This window comes from Sporosarcina sp. JAI121 (genome assembly GCF_013408665.1).
GTDB lineage: Bacteria > Bacillota > Bacilli > Bacillales_A > Planococcaceae > Sporosarcina.
In genome coordinates, this window is record NZ_JACCCL010000003.1 from 185,374 (window position 1) to 200,993 (window position 15,620).

The following is a 15,620-nucleotide window of genomic DNA, read 5'->3' on the forward strand; positions in this document are numbered from 1 at the left end:
ATTCTCTCAATTTGCAAGAGAAAGGTGCTAGTTTATGAAAATAAAAAAATCACTCCATTCAAGAATGAAGTGATTGTCCATTTTCGGCTAATAGCACCTGTAATGAGGTTCTGAAATTTACGTAGGTTTCAATATTCACATGGATGCCTGCCTGCACGACTTCTCTGACGAGGCAAGGATTGAAACCGACGAAAATGGGGCGTACGCCCATCAGTTTCAACGTATTATTTAGTTGATCTATTTCAAGTGTCAGTAAACTGAAATCGAATTCCTCAATGTCATTGATACCTACTCCGGTAAAGTCAATTACAGCACAAATTGTTCCTCTGTGACCACCGACGTAATCGAGAACGCGGGTCCGGATCATGTTAAAACGTTCTTGGCTAATATGACCTGAAATCGGGACAAGGATCGTGTTTTCAACGATGGAAGGAATGATTGGAGCCGATGTTTCAATTAGAATTTTTTCATAGGAAGCAATTTTCGACTTAAGCTGTCGGATTTCATTTTCATAGTCCATAAAACGCACCTCGCTACCATTTTCTCTAGTATACTTCATTTGGCAAAAGGTGCATAGAAAATAGAAAACGGATAGACAAGGTCTACCCGTTCAGATAAAAAATTTAGTAGTTACGCCTTTACGCTTTCAAGGAAATCTGTAACTTGTTCTGGAGATTTTGCGTTTGCACTATGCAAATGCGCTTGCTTTTCACCGTTCTGGAAAATAAGCAGGCTTGGAATTCCCATGACTTCATACTTTTCCGCGATTTCGGGAAGTACGTCACGGTCGACGTCATACCATGTATACGAATCGTATTTTTCGACGATCGGATCGATGAACATGTCCATTCGTCTGCAGTCAGGACACCATCCTGCTTGGAATTTGACAAGTGCTTTCGAGTTTCCGGAAATCACTTCATTGAATTCTTCAACTGTTGTAATGGGTTTCATAATTTTTGCCCCTCCTTTATAGGGACAGTGTACAACGTATTCGCTTAAGACTGCTAGTTATATGTTCCGCGGGGAATAAGGGAGTAAAAAGAAATTTTTTCAATTTAAATATTGCGAAAACAATGAGAATGTTCTACACTGAGAGTTATAGAAATGGTTTCTATTTTTTTTGCCCAAGAAATGAATGAGTGTTCATTCAAAAAGAAAAGGGAGGCTTCACACGTGACTTATCAAATTAAAAAAGCGGCAGTTTTAGGTTCAGGTGTAATGGGCTCAGGTATTGCAGCCCATCTCGCGAATATTGGAATCCCGGTACTGCTCCTGGACATCGTTCCCGGCCAGTTGACGGAAGAGGAAGTAGCAAAAGGACTTACACTTGAAGATGATGCGATTCGAAATAAGATGTCAGCGGGTGCTCTGCAGAAACTATTGAAACAGAAGCCGGCACCACTCACAAAGAAAAGTAATGTGTCTCTTATTGAAGCTGGAAATTTTGAGGATGATTTGGAAAAACTGAAAAATGTCGATTGGATCATAGAAGTGATTGTTGAAAATCTAGATGTTAAAAAAGGTTTGTATGAAAAAATAGATGCAGTTCGTAAACCGGGTACAATCATCACGTCAAATACATCGGGCATTAGTATCGAGGCGATGGCAGAGGACCGTTCGGAAGATTTTCAAAAGCATTTCCTTGGAACGCACTTTTTCAATCCGCCGCGCTACTTGAAACTGCTTGAAGTGATCCCAGCTAGCACGACAACACCCGAAGTCGTCGATTTCATGACTCGTTTCGGCGAGGACGTTCTTGGTAAAGGGGTTGTCATTGCCAAAGATACACCGAATTTCATCGCGAACCGGATCGGTACATATGGACTTCTAATCACACTGCGTGAGATGGAAAAGCGGGGTTATTCAATCGGGGAAGTCGACTCGGTGACAGGGACATTAATCGGGCGGCCAACTTCAGCAACATTCCGTACGTTGGATGTCGTAGGACTCGATACATTCATGCATGTAGCGAAAAACGTTTATGACAAAACGGAGGGCGAAGAACAGAAGGTGTTTGAACTGCCGCCATTCATGAAGAAAATGATTGACAATGGCTGGATTGGTGCCAAAGCAAAACAAGGATTCTATCAGAAAAAAGGGAAAGAAATCTTGGAACTAAATACAGAGACATTTGAATACAGTCCGGCAAAAAAATTGACAACATCTTCAATTGAAATGGCCAAACAGCAAAAGGGACTTGCTAATAAAGTGAAAACGCTTGTCTATGCAGATGACCGGACTGGAGAAATCCTATGGAATATTCTTGCGCCGACACTGCGTTACTCGGCAGAACTGAACGGCGAAATCGCTGATGATATCGTATCACTCGACAATGCCATGAAATGGGGCTTCGGATGGCAGCAAGGACCGTTTGAAATATGGGATGCGATCGGCGTTGAAAAATCCGTTGTAAAAATGAAGGAAGAAGGCTATGAAATTCCCTCATTCGTTCAAAGTTTGCTAGCGAAAGGCTATGAATCTTTTTATAAGGAAGAAGACAGTGAACTCTACTTCTTCGACGGCGAAGATTACAAGCTCGTTCCGGTGAATGAAAAAGTGATCGATTTGAAACGGTATAAGAAAAAACACGGAGTCATCAAAAAGAATTCAGGCGCTAGCCTGATCGACCTTGGCGATGGCGTGGCACTTCTTGAATTCCATTCCCAATCGAATTCAATCGGTCCCGACATCATTCAAATGATCAATTTCGCAGTTGATGAAGTGGAGAAGAACTTCAAAGGGCTCGTCATTGGCAATCAAGGCAAAAACTTCTGCGTAGGGGCTAACCTTGGGATGATTCTTATGGAAGCGCAGGATGATAATATCTTCGAACTTGATTTCATCGTGCGTTCGTTCCAAAACGCCATGATGAAAATCAAGTATTCCTCAAAACCTGTCGTTGCAGCGCCGTTCGCTATGACGCTTGGTGGAGGGGCTGAGGTTTGTCTGCCAGCCGCGCATATCCAAGCTTCGATGGAAACGTATATGGGACTCGTAGAAGCCGGTGTAGGTTTGATACCGGGCGGCGGCGGAAACGTCGGTCTTTATACGAAACATTTGAAAGGATTGCCGAATGGCGTCCATATTGATTACCAATTTGTTGCAAATAAAGTATTCGAGACAATCGCGACTGCAAAAGTGTCCACTTCAGGTGAAGAGGCCCGCGACACCAATTTCCTGGATTTCGCGGATGGCATCAGTGTCAATGCAGATCATTTGATATATGACGCGAAACAGGCGGCGATAGCATTGTTCGATACAGGTTATAAAGCGCCTGCACGTGAAAAATTCCCTGTTACGGGTGATTCCGGTTATGCGACGATGCTTCTCGGCGCGGAAGGCATGTTTTTATCCGGTTTTATCAGTGAACATGATCTGAAAATCGCGAAGAAGCTTGCATTTGTTTTAGCCGGCGGAAAAGTGCCATACGGAACACTCGTTGACGAACAATATATGTTGGACCTTGAACGTGAAGCGTTCCTTAGCCTTGTTGCAGAACCGAAATCCCAACAACGCATGCAGCACATGCTTATAAAAGGTAAACCGCTGCGCAACTAAGTTTGTATTGTAGAGCAGAAATGTAAGTTCAAAGAGGAGGATGAAAAGGGCCGAGGAAGGAAGGCAGTCCACTGCATGACCTACTTCCTGCAGGTCTCAATTTTCACCGGGCTTTTTGAACAACCGATTTAAAGGAGGAAATACAATGCGTGAAGCAGTACTAGTAGCCGGTGCACGGACACCGGTGGGGAAAGCGGGCCGAGGCTCACTCGTAACAGTGCGTCCTGATGATTTAGGGGCACTTGTGGTTAAAGAAACGTTGAAACGTGCTGGAGGCTATGACGGACCGATCGATGATTTGATCATTGGTTGTGCGATGCCTGAAGCTGAACAAGGGATGAACGTAGCACGAAATATCGGGGCGCTTGCAGGTCTTCCTGATACGACGCCCGCCATTACAGTGAACCGATTCTGTTCATCAGGTCTTCAGTCAATCGCTTATGCAGCTGAACGAATCATGCTCGGACATTCGCAAGCGATTATTGCAGGCGGCGTCGAGTCGATGAGTATGGTGCCGATGATGGGCAATACAATCAGACCGAATGCGCATTTAGCGGAAACGGCTCCACAATATTATATGGGAATGGGTCACACCGCCGAGCAAGTTGCAGTAAAATACGGTATTAGCCGTGAGGACCAGGATGCTTTTGCTGTACTGTCCCACAAGAAAGCGGGTGCAGCCATTGCAGCCGGTAAATTCAATGATGAAATTGTACCCGTCGAAGTCGTGAAACGTTCGGTGGATGATAACGGTAAATATACAGAAAAGAAATTCACGTTCGAAATGGACGAAGGCGTTCGTCATGGAACTAGCGTGGAAGGTTTGGCGAAATTGCGTCCGGCATTTTCAGTGACTGGTTCTGTCACTGCGGGGAATTCTTCGCAAACATCCGACGGGGCGGGTTCCGTACTTGTTATGGACCGTGAAGTGGCTGAAGCGCAAGGGCTGAAGCCGATAGCGAAATTCCTATCATTTGCCGTGGGCGGCGTGCCTCCTGAAGTGATGGGAATCGGCCCGATCGTGGCAATTCCGAAAGCACTTAAAATTGCGGGACTTACCATTGAAGATATCGATGTGTGGGAGTTGAACGAAGCGTTCGCTTCCCAATCCCTTCAAGTGATCCGCCACTTAGGCCTTGATATGGATAAAGTGAATTTTAACGGCGGAGCAATCTCTCTTGGGCACCCACTAGGTGCAACAGGAACGATTTTGACAATCCGCATGATGAGTGAGTTAAAACGTCAAGGCAAACAGTTCGGCGTCGTCACGATGTGTATCGGCGGCGGAATGGGCGCAGCAGGCGTATTTGAAATGATTTAATCCAAAAAGGAGGAATTTATTATGACTGAATTGAAAACAAATGACCTCATTAAAGGTGGGGCTTTCCTAGTTGAAGATATTGACGCTGAACGTGTATTTACACCGGAGGATTTTTCCGATGAACAAAAAATGATTGCCAAAACTACAGAAGACTACGTGAAAAACGAAGTCCTCCCAGTTGTGGAAAATCTGGAAAACCATGAATTCGAGTATTCTGTCAAACTACTGAAATCTGCAGGCGATCTTGGACTTCTGGGGGCGGATGTCCCGGAAGAATATGACGGTCTTGATCTTGATAAAATCTCGTCTGCTTTGATAGCTGAAAAAATGTCGGTAGCGGGCGGATTTTCGATTACACACGGTGCGCACGTCGGCATCGGTACGTTGCCGATTGTCCTTTTCGGTAATGAAGAACAGAAGAAAAAATACTTGCTGAACTCAGTGTCGGGCGACAAGATTTCTGCGTACGCTTTGACGGAGCCGGGTTCAGGCTCTGACGCGCTAGGTGCGAAAACGAATGCGAAGCTGAATGCTGCCGGGACACATTATATCCTGAACGGTGAAAAACAGTGGATCACAAATGCAGGATTTGCGGATGTATTTGTTGTCTATGCAAAAATTGATGGCGAAAAATTCACTGCATTCATTGTAGAAAAAGAATTTCCGGGTGTATCCGTCGGTGCTGAAGAGAAAAAGATGGGTATCAAATCTTCATCAACACGTACGTTGATTTTACAAGATGCTGAAGTACCGGTTGAAAATTTATTGGGTGAAATCGGTCGCGGTCATATAATCGCGTTCAACATCCTGAATATTGGTCGGTATAAATTGGGAGTCGGTACAATTGGCGGATCAAAACGGGCACTTGAACTTGCAATCTCTTATACAAACCAACGTCAACAGTTCAAGACGCCAATTTCGTCATTCAACTTGACGAAACAAAAACTATCGACAATGGCATCCAAGCTCTATGCGGCGGAAAGTTTGATTTACCGTACGGTTGGCTACTTCGAAGAACGTCAAAGCCAGTTGAGCCCTGAAGAGCAAAAAGACGGTAAAGCGATTGCAGCGGCAATTGCGGAATATGCAATCGAATGTTCCATCAACAAAGTCGTCGGGTCCGAAGTACTGGATTACATCGTTGATGAAGCAGTTCAACTCCACGGGGGATATGGCTTCATGCAAGAATATGAAGTGGAGCGTATTTACCGGGATTCGCGCATCAACCGTATTTTCGAAGGGACAAATGAAATCAACCGTCTCCTCGTCCCGGGAACGTTCCTGAAGAAAGCGATGAAGGGCGAATTGCCATTACTGCAACAGGCAAAAGCACTTCAAGACGAGCTTCTAATGATGATGCCGGAAGAAATCGGTGAAGAAGCCCTCGCGCAAGAAAAAGCACTTGTGAAAAATGCCAAGAAAATTGGTTTGCTTGCTGCAGGTCTAGCTGCACAGCGGTTTGGCGCAAAGCTTGAAGCGGAACAAGAGGTGCTTGTTAACATCGCAGACATCGCCAATAACGTCTTCGCAATGGAGTCTGCACTTCTACGGACGGAAAAGGCGATTGCACGCAGCGGCGAAGAAAAAGCCCAACAGAAAATCCTTTACACACAAATCTTTTGTCAAGAAGCATTCGAAGACATCGAAAGAGATGCGAAAGAAACGCTTCTGGCAGCGGTCGATGGAGACAACCAGCGTATGATGACATCTGCGCTGCGCAAATTGACACGCTCCAACCCGTACAACATCATTGCCAAAAAACGCGAAGCATCAGTTAAGCTGATTGAAGCGGAAAAGTATATCGTTTAACACGTCTGTTGATAAACCAAAAGTAACCAATAATTACCTAGATCACACACTGGGCGATAGTTGCTTTTGTATCGCTTTGAATTGAACAACTTCTATACCATTATCGAGATTTCTTGATAAGTAGGGATGCGACGAAGTCGCATCCCTACTTATCTTTTCGGTAATCGTATGGTGTTCGTTCATCCATTGCTCTTCAAAACAACAGATACAAGAGTGCCCAAGCTTTTCGGAACGAAAGAATAGCATGCTTCTCACCTGGAGAGAGGCGGTCAAAGATACAATTTTGACCGCTCAAGCCTTCCTAGATAGTATCTCCATTTTTATTTTAAGGAAGTGTCACTATCTTAAAGAGCATCACAAAATCTTTGCTAAATGTAAGCCGAGAACGCAATGTACAATGTGCAAGAGTGCCCGAAATTGCATCTTCGGGCACTTACGAACTCTATAGAAAGTCATCTATTCTCTCCTTTCAAAGCAGCTGCATTGTTCACTTAACTATTGTAGGAACGCGACAGGCAATTACTCACAACAAGATGACCAAAAAGGGTGTGGCTAGAAGTGACGGAGTCACTTCTAGCCACACTTGCCCCTTGGTTAAAGTGTCGTGATTAATTAGCCGAAAGTTGGCCTAAAATAGTCCAGTGAAAAATGGCGGTTTTCAATTCCTTCTCGCCGGCATTTTATGCAAGTAAATAATGAAGCAACAGACGTGAACGTTTAATGAAGTAAAACTGTCAATCTCTCTATGCTATCCAGATGCCTATAGATGTCCGGGTGTTTTTTCTGTTATAATGGCGAAAATGGAGGTGTTTCGGCATGGGATTGATTTATTACGGTTACCCAAAGTGCGGGACGTGCAGGAAAGCGAAGAAGTGGCTTGAAACGAATAACTTGGACTTTCAGGAAGTGAACATAGCGGAAGCCCCCCCTTCAGAAGAGGAACTCGAGAAGATGATTGCGGCTTCTGATTTGGAATTGAAAAAGTTTTTCAATGTCAGCGGCATGAAATATAGGGAGCTTAACTTGAAAGAAAAATTGCCGGCAATGACCGATAATGAGAAAATCAGTTTACTAGCTTCGGACGGCATGCTGATTAAAAGGCCGATTGTTTTTGGAGACGGTAAAGTGACAGTCGGCTTTAAAGAAGAAGAATTCAGTAAAGTCTGGTTGATCTAAGTTCCTCTCTTGTCTTTATCTGAGAAATATGACAGAATTGAAGTGAATGAAACTACTTATTTGGAGGGGTTACGGAATGAGCACACCAAAAGATCTGCGTTATTCTGAAGAGCATGAATGGGTAAAGGATGAAGGCGGTAACTACCGCATCGGGATTACGCACTTTGCACAATCCGAACTCGGCGATATCGTATTCGTTGAACTTCCATCTGTTGGAGATGACATCAAAGCGGACGAGCCTTTCGGAAGCGTTGAGTCGGTTAAGACAGTATCGGAACTATATGCACCGATCAGCGGTAAAGTTCTTGAAGTGAACGAAGAACTGGAAGACAGCCCTGAATTCGTCAATGAATCGCCGTATGAAAACGCATGGATGATCGTCGTTGAACCTTCTAACACTTCTGAGCTTGACGAACTTATGTCTGCAGAAGCGTATGAAAAAATGACAGTCGGAGAATAATTACAACACGGCGCCGGTACATTTCCGGCGTCTTTTGCGTCTCAATGATGAATGAGCAAGGGAGGAACTCTTTTTGTCGGATGAAAAAATCATCATAGTAGAGGGCGGTTCGGATAGAAAACGATTAGCACGTATACTTGCTGAACCGGTCGAAATCATTTGTACGAACGGTACAGTAAGCCCTTACCGGCTTGAAGAGTTGCTTGCGCCTTATGAAGAACAGGAATTATATGTCTTTGTCGACGCCGACGAAGATGGTGAAAAAACCCGTACCTTATTCAAAAGAGCGTTTCCGGCAGCAATCCACTTATATACGGAAAAGGTATACCGGGAAGTGGAGACAACTCCATATAAAGTACTTGCCGCAATACTGCTAGGTGCGGATTTTAAAATCCGACCCGAATATCTATTTTAAAGGATGTAGGATCAATGGAGACATGGACACGCGAACAATGGGAAACCACTTTAACGGAGGAGACCTCGACAGCTGCGTTTTATTTATATACACCAATGTGTGGAACATGTGCGGTCGCTTCTAAAATGATGGAAGTTATTACTGTCATGAGACCGGAAATACCAATCGGGAAAGCAGATTTGAACTATGTGCAAACTATTGCTATCGACTATGAAATTGAAAGTGTTCCTTGCCTATTAATACAGAAGGATGGCGTTTTAATCCATAAAATCTATGCTTTTCAGTCAGTTCCGTATCTGCTTGAAAAGATTGATTGACAATCGATATGGCAATTTGATATAATTCTTCTTAACATTCAATTGAATAGGTCGCTCTTATTAAGAGAGGTGGAGGGATAGTGCCCTATGAAGCCCGGCAACCGTCACGAAAGTGAAATGGTGCCAAATCACGCAAAGTGCATACTTTGAGAGATGAGAGATTGGACAAACGTTTATTTTATGATAACGTAAAGCCTTTCTGCCCGTCTGCAGGAAGGCTTTTTTGTATTGAAAAGCGGAAGTGCCCCACGAAGCGGCGAATTATCGTATTATAGTAACTGAACGTAGGCGCCTTTAAAGGGGTAGCCGGAGCCATAAGACTGACGTCGAAGCTGTCTGGCTTATGGCAAGCCACTGAAAAAGTTCTTTTTTTAGTAAGAACTAGTTGATTGTAGTGGAGAGCGGCGACTCCAGCGGGAACAGCGCGAGCTGAAGACCCCGCAGGAACGCAGTGACGAGGAGGCTGAAGCCGTGCCCGCGGAAAGCGTCCGCTCGGAACGGAAATCAACGGGATTGAAGGAAATCGGACTTTTTCAGTGCCCTGGCTTATGGCGGGAGGCATCCTCGAAGCGGATTAGAAGGAATTCTAACTTACAATTTATATACATAAATTCTCAGAGGTGAAATAGATGATTCATTTAAAAAATATCAATAAACAATTCGGTGTAGGGCCAGCGAGTATTTCAGCGGTCGAAAATGTCTCACTTGAAATTGCCGACGGTGAAATTTTTGGGATTATCGGTTACAGCGGAGCGGGCAAAAGTACATTAATCCGTCTGTTGAATGGTCTTGAAAAACCGACATCAGGCAGTGTGAAAATTGGCGGTCTGGAAATATCCGCGATTAAAGGAAAAGAATTAAGAGAAGCGCGGCAAAAAGTAAGTATGATCTTCCAGCACTTCAACTTGCTGTGGTCACGAACAGTAAAGGACAATATCGCGTTCCCTCTTGAAATCGCGGGCGTGCGAAAAGCCAAACGTGAAAAGAAAGTGGCGGAACTGATTGAACTGGTCGGATTGGCGGGCAGGGAAAACGCGTATCCATCCGAATTGTCGGGCGGTCAGAAACAGCGTGTAGGAATTGCCCGTGCGCTTGCAAATGACCCCGAAGTCCTCCTTTGCGACGAGGCGACTTCAGCTCTTGACCCGGAAACGACGGATTCGATACTTGATCTTCTGACGGGCATCAATGAAAGACTTGGTCTGACAATTGTTCTTATCACCCATGAAATGCATGTGATTCGCAAAATCTGCCACAGGGTTGCAGTGATGGAAGCCGGGAAGGTTGTCGAGATGGGGGACGTTCTCGATGTGTTCCAATCGCCGAAAGAGTCCATTACGAAGCGATTTGTCTCTCAAGTGACGGAGCCGGCGGAAGCGAAACAGGCAATGGCACATATTAAAGATGAATTTCCAACAGGCACACTTATCAAGCTCGTTTTCGTTGGTGAGCAGACAGAACAACCTGTGCTCGCAAGCCTTATTCGGAAATTCAATGTCGATGTAAACATCGTTCAAGGGAACATTTCCCATACACATGGTGGAGCATACGGCACACTCATTCTCCAACTTCTTGGGGATTCCGCTGTCATTGAGGAAGCAATCCAATACCTTAATGAAAATGATGTTCAGACGGAGGTGATCGGTAATGATTGAAAACCTTTTTCCGAATGTTGACTGGACTAAGATGTTGGAAGCGACTGTTGAAACACTCTATATGACAGCAGTTTCTACATTTTTCACATTAATTATCGGACTAGGACTCGGAATCATACTGTTCCTATCAAGTCCCGGTCAACTGTGGTCGAATAAGCTTGTCAATATTATTTCAGGGGCATTCGTCAATGTATTTAGATCAATCCCGTTTATCATATTGATCATTTTGCTAATTCCGTTCACGAAATTTCTTCTAGGCACTATTCGCGGACCTGATGCAGCGATGCCGGCACTTATTATCGGAGCGGCTCCGTTTTATGCCAGAATGGTGCTAATTGCATTGCAGGAAATTGATAAAGGTGTAATTGAGGCTTCGAAGTCAATGGGAGCGAAAACGAAGACGATTATTTTTAAAGTTCTCATACCTGAATCGATGCCTGCTCTTGTTTCGGGGATTACTGTAACAGCCATCGCACTTGTCGGGTACACCGCTATGGCGGGTATTATCGGCGCAGGCGGTCTTGGGACACTTGCCTACTTGGATGGATTCCAGCGCAGCCGTGAAGACGTTACACTTGTTGCGACAATCTTTATTTTAATTATCGTTTTTATTATTCAATTCATCGGGGATTTCGCGGTGAGGAAATTTGACAAGAGATAATTTTATCGCAGTAACACCAGGCTTTGCCTGTAAATCATAAAATAGAATAGAAAAAGGGGAGAAATGTTCATGAAAAAGCTTTTAGGGGGAATAGTATTAGCAGTACTCGTATTCGCATTGGTAGCTTGCGGTGCGAAAAATGACAGCGGCGAAAAAAATGCAAGTGGGGGAGACAATGCTGTCGATGAAACCGTTGAAGAAACGAAAATCGTCATTGGTGCATCTAACACGCCGCACGCAATCATTCTAGAAAAGGCAGCTCCGATATTGAAAGAAAAAGGCATTGAACTTGTCATAGAAACATACCAAGACTATATCTTGCCGAACAAAGATCTTGAATCCGGTGAATTGGATGCGAACTTCTTCCAGCACATACCTTATTTGGATCAACAAGTAATTGACCACGGCTATAAATTTGCCAATGCAGGGGCTATCCATATCGAACCGATGGCTGTTTACTCGACGAAATATAAATCAATCGAGGAACTTCCAGATGGTGCTGTTATTATATTCAGTAACTCAGTAGCTGAACATGGCCGCGTTCTTTCATTGCTGGAGTCAGCCGGGCTAATCAAATTGGCTGATGGAGTAGATAAAGTAAAGGCTGAAGTGAAAGACATTGTAGACAATCCTAAAAATCTACAGTTTGATGCGAATTACGAACCATCGTTATTGCCGCAACTCTATAACAATGATGAAGGTGATGCGGTAGTCATCAATGCAAACTATGCAATTGATGCAGGTCTGAATCCAGTCGAAGATTCTATTGCGATTGAAGAGACGGAGTCGCCGTATGCGAATATCATTGCAGTGAGAGAAGGCGATGAAAATACTGAAGCAATCGAGACTTTGGTTGATGTATTGAAATCGAAGGAAATTCAAGATTTCATTGTCGAAGAATGGGGCGGCGACGTCATTCCTGTTAAGTGATTTGACTAAGGTAGTGGACAAGGTAAACGGTTCAGTTGAACAACTTGCTATACCCACCATCCAGATTAACATCATAGAAAAAAGGGAGATTATAAAATGAAGAAGTTACTATCGGGAATTTTATTGGCAGTACTTATACTTGCACTTGCGGCTTGTGGAACAAAAAACACCGATGAAGGTAATAATGCAGGCGGAAAAGAGATGACTAAGATTGTAATCGGTGCTTCCAATACACCACATTCGATTATTCTTGAACAGGCAAAACCGTTATTGGAGGAAAAAGGGTACGATCTTCAAATCGAAACATACCAAGACTACGTATTGCCAAATCAAGATCTTGAATCAGGCGAACTCGATGCAAACTACTTTCAGCACATTCCTTACCTAGAATTGCAAATTAAAGATGCCGGATACGACTTTGTGAATGCAGGCGGCATCCATATTGAACCAATCGGTGTGTATTCGAAAAAGTATAAATCATTAGATGAACTTCCAGATGGTGCAACGATTTTAATGAGCAGCTCAATTTCGGATCACGGACGTGTGCTTGCGATGCTCGAGTCGAAAGGACTTATCAAACTTGACGAAGGTATAGATAAAACAGCAGCTGAACTGAAAGATATCGTTGAAAATCCCAAAAACATCAAATTTGATGCAAACTACGAACCGGGGCTAATGCCACAACTTTACTCGAATGATGAGGGCGATGCGTTGTTGATCAACTCGAACTTTGCAATCGATGCTGGCTTGAATCCGATTGAAGATTCCATTGCAATCGAAGATGAGGATTCCCCTTATGTAAATATCATCGCTGTCAAAAAAGGCGATGAAGATGAAGATGCGATCAAAGCTTTGATCGAAGTATTGAAGTCCAAAGAAATCCAAGACTTTATTTTAAAAGAATGGGACGGCACTGTAGTCCCAGTAAAGTAATGTAAAAAAACTCCGTCGAAGGGTAAGAATTCGACGGAGTTTTTATATTTTCCAATAGATGTTAATAGCAAATTGATGTTTCAATAGCGAAAATATTATGGTATTGTTGTCTCTTAAATACATAAACTCATCTTAGGGGGAACATTGGTTTGAAGTTCAAAATTGGTCTTATATGGCGTATTGTTATCGCAATAGCACTGGCAGTACTCTTAGGTACATTTGTGCCAAAAGGATTTGTTCGTCTTTTCGCAACGTTCAACGATTTATTCTCTAACTTCCTGTCGTTTATTGTACCGCTAATCATTATCGCATTCATTGCACCCGGGATTGCGAAACTTGGAAAGGGTTCGGGGAAGATGCTTGGGATTGCGGCAGTCGCTGCATACTCGTCAACAATTATTGCTGGATTCCTGGCGTTTTTCGTAGGTTCATCAATACTCCCAAGTTTACTTGGCGGTAAAGCATTGAACACCTTGGAAGATCCGAGTGAAGCACTAGCTAAAGGCTTTTTCGAATTAGCGATACCTGCACCGGTGGAAATCATGACAGCGCTTGTACTCGCTTTCGTACTTGGAATCGGGATGGCATCTATCGGAAGCCGTCAAATGCTTCCACTGTTTGACGAGTTCAATGCCATTATTGAAAAAGTCATTTCTTACGTTATTATTCCATTACTGCCATTCCACATTTTCGGGATCTTCTTGAACATGACTTATGGTGGACAAGTAGCAAAAGTATTGTCCGTATTTGCAGTTGTATTCGTACTGATTCTCATTCTGCATTTCACGATGTTACTAATTCAGTACTTCACTGCAGGAACATTATTGAGGAAGAATCCATTCTTCCTACTTAAAACGATGGCACCGGCTTATATGACAGCGTTAGGAACACAGTCATCCGCTGCAACGATACCTGTCACATTGAGACAAGCCCGAAAAACTGGTGCATCTGCACGCGTGACGGACTTTGCTGTTCCGTTATTCGCAACGATTCATCTTTCAGGGAGTACAATTACGATCATAACTTGTGCAATCGGGGTTATGATTCTAAATGGTCAAGCAATTGTTTTCGCGAGCTTCCTGCCCTTCATCTTTATGCTGGGCGTTATGATGATTGCTGCACCGGGGGTACCAGGTGGGGCGGTAATGACTGCAATCGGACTTCTTGGAACAATGCTTCATTTTGACCAGACTATGATTGCACTTATGATTGCACTTTACATGGCGCAAGACAGTTTCGGAACCGCGACAAACGTTACGGGAGACGGAGCACTTGCTATAATCGTCGACAAGTTCACAAATGATGTCGATGGCGTGCCTGCAGAATCGACTAGCAATAGTAATGGATGAATCAAAGCCGGTGCATGAAGCGCCGGTTTTTTGAATTGTATGGATTCTCATTAAGGAATAGATAAATGAAAATGAGCGAACACTGAAGGAAGGAACCCGCTCAAGTCTTGAATTAAGGGCATTCCTTTCAAATGGAATGATTCTCAATGATTTGCAAGCCAATGATTAATACGTTAAGATTAGAATGATACTAAATTGAGAATGGATATCCGTTCATCTTTAATATATTGGAGGTATTGGAATGGCTACTTTGGAAATTAAAGACCTTCACGTTGAAATTGAAGGCAAGGAAATATTGAAAGGCGTCGATTTGACGATCAATACAAACGAGATCCACGCAATCATGGGTCCGAATGGTACAGGTAAATCTACACTCGCACAAGCGATTATGGGGCATCCCAAATATGTGGTAACTTCAGGTACAATCACACTCGATGGTGAAGACGTACTTGAAATGGAAGTGGACGAGCGCGCTAGAGCGGGGATCTTCCTTGGCATGCAATATCCAAGCGAGATTACCGGCGTAACGAATGCTGACTTCCTACGATCCGCAATCAATGCTAAACGTGAAGAAGGCGATGAAATTTCATTAATGAAATTCATTCGTGAACTTGACAGCAAAATGGAAATTCTTGAAATGGATGAAGATATGGCTACACGTTACTTGAACGAAGGTTTCTCGGGCGGAGAGAAAAAACGTAACGAAATCCTTCAACTTACAATGTTGAAGCCTAAATTTGCAGTGCTAGATGAAATTGACTCGGGTCTTGATATCGATGCATTGAAAATTGTTTCAAAAGGCATCAATGAAATGCGCGGCGAAGATTTCGGCTGCCTGATCATCACTCACTACCAACGTCTTCTTGACTATATTACGCCTGACACAGTTCACGTTATGATGCAAGGTAAAGTTGTTAAATCCGGCGGTGCTGAACTGGCACATAAACTTGAAGAACAAGGGTATGACTGGATTAAAGAAGAACTTGGCATCGAAGACGAAACTGTCGGGTTGGAAGTTTAAGAAAGGGGGACGATT

General features: G+C 43.6%; 15 protein-coding genes and 1 riboswitch. Of the genes, 13 read left to right on the forward strand and 2 right to left on the reverse strand.

The features are described from left to right. Positions 1-58: 58 nt before the first annotated feature. Together HDC33_RS14740 and HDC33_RS14745 are read right to left on the reverse strand one after the other, a co-directional pair. Positions 59-520, reverse strand: coding sequence for an STAS domain-containing protein (locus HDC33_RS14740; RefSeq protein WP_179393319.1), 462 nt, complete (start codon positions 518-520; stop codon positions 59-61). Between the two features lie 110 nt (positions 521-630). Further along, positions 631-951 (reverse strand): thioredoxin family protein, encoded by a 321-nt coding sequence (locus HDC33_RS14745; RefSeq protein ID WP_179393320.1) that lies wholly within the window; start codon positions 949-951, stop codon positions 631-633. A 222-nt stretch (positions 952-1,173) separates the two neighbouring features. Between HDC33_RS14745 and HDC33_RS14750 the strand changes: the two genes are divergently transcribed. The 13 genes from HDC33_RS14750 to sufC all read left to right on the forward strand — a co-directional run bounded on the left by HDC33_RS14750 (position 1,174) and on the right by sufC (position 15,605). Beyond that, positions 1,174-3,558 carry a 3-hydroxyacyl-CoA dehydrogenase/enoyl-CoA hydratase family protein gene (locus HDC33_RS14750; protein ID WP_179393321.1) on the forward strand — a complete coding sequence of 795 codons (2,385 nt, stop codon included), beginning with the start codon at positions 1,174-1,176 and terminating at the stop codon, positions 3,556-3,558. Positions 3,559-3,703: 145 nt separating this feature from the next. Further along, positions 3,704-4,879, forward strand: coding sequence for an acetyl-CoA C-acetyltransferase (locus HDC33_RS14755; protein ID WP_179393322.1), 1,176 nt, complete (start codon positions 3,704-3,706; stop codon positions 4,877-4,879). 21 nt (positions 4,880-4,900) lie between these two features. Beyond that, complete coding sequence (locus HDC33_RS14760; protein WP_179393323.1) at positions 4,901-6,688, forward strand: acyl-CoA dehydrogenase family protein; 1,788 nt, start codon at positions 4,901-4,903, stop codon at positions 6,686-6,688. An 816-nt stretch (positions 6,689-7,504) separates the two neighbouring features. Then, entirely contained in the window at positions 7,505-7,864 is a 360-nt protein-coding gene (locus HDC33_RS14765) for an arsenate reductase family protein (protein WP_179393324.1), read from the forward strand. A gap of 76 nt (positions 7,865-7,940) precedes the next feature. Then, positions 7,941-8,324: a glycine cleavage system protein GcvH gene (gene gcvH, locus HDC33_RS14770; RefSeq protein ID WP_179393325.1), complete on the forward strand. Its 384-nt coding sequence runs from the start codon at positions 7,941-7,943 to the stop codon at positions 8,322-8,324. 73 nt (positions 8,325-8,397) lie between these two features. Beyond that, complete coding sequence (locus HDC33_RS14775) at positions 8,398-8,739, forward strand: toprim domain-containing protein (RefSeq protein ID WP_179393326.1); 342 nt, start codon at positions 8,398-8,400, stop codon at positions 8,737-8,739. A gap of 14 nt (positions 8,740-8,753) precedes the next feature. Further along, positions 8,754-9,056, forward strand: coding sequence for a thioredoxin family protein (locus HDC33_RS14780; RefSeq protein WP_179393327.1), 303 nt, complete (start codon positions 8,754-8,756; stop codon positions 9,054-9,056). A gap of 54 nt (positions 9,057-9,110) precedes the next feature. Next, positions 9,111-9,216, forward strand: a riboswitch (SAM riboswitch). 469 nt (positions 9,217-9,685) lie between these two features. Then, entirely contained in the window at positions 9,686-10,711 is a 1,026-nt protein-coding gene (locus HDC33_RS14785) for a methionine ABC transporter ATP-binding protein (RefSeq protein WP_179393328.1), read from the forward strand. Continuing rightward, positions 10,704-11,372 carry a methionine ABC transporter permease gene (locus tag HDC33_RS14790; protein ID WP_179393329.1) on the forward strand — a complete coding sequence of 223 codons (669 nt, stop codon included), beginning with the start codon at positions 10,704-10,706 and terminating at the stop codon, positions 11,370-11,372. Before HDC33_RS14785 ends, HDC33_RS14790 begins: the two co-directional genes overlap by 8 nt. Positions 11,373-11,441: 69 nt before the next feature. After that, positions 11,442-12,302, forward strand: coding sequence for a MetQ/NlpA family ABC transporter substrate-binding protein (locus HDC33_RS14795; protein WP_179393330.1), 861 nt, complete (start codon positions 11,442-11,444; stop codon positions 12,300-12,302). 96 nt (positions 12,303-12,398) lie between these two features. After that, positions 12,399-13,235, forward strand: coding sequence for a MetQ/NlpA family ABC transporter substrate-binding protein (locus HDC33_RS14800; RefSeq protein WP_179393331.1), 837 nt, complete (start codon positions 12,399-12,401; stop codon positions 13,233-13,235). 149 nt (positions 13,236-13,384) lie between these two features. Further along, positions 13,385-14,584, forward strand: a complete 1,200-nt coding sequence (locus HDC33_RS14805) for a dicarboxylate/amino acid:cation symporter (protein WP_179393332.1) — start codon at positions 13,385-13,387, stop codon at positions 14,582-14,584. A 241-nt stretch (positions 14,585-14,825) separates the two neighbouring features. Further along, positions 14,826-15,605 (forward strand): Fe-S cluster assembly ATPase SufC, encoded by a 780-nt coding sequence (gene sufC, locus HDC33_RS14810; RefSeq protein ID WP_179393333.1) that lies wholly within the window; start codon positions 14,826-14,828, stop codon positions 15,603-15,605. Positions 15,606-15,620: the final 15 nt, after the last annotated feature.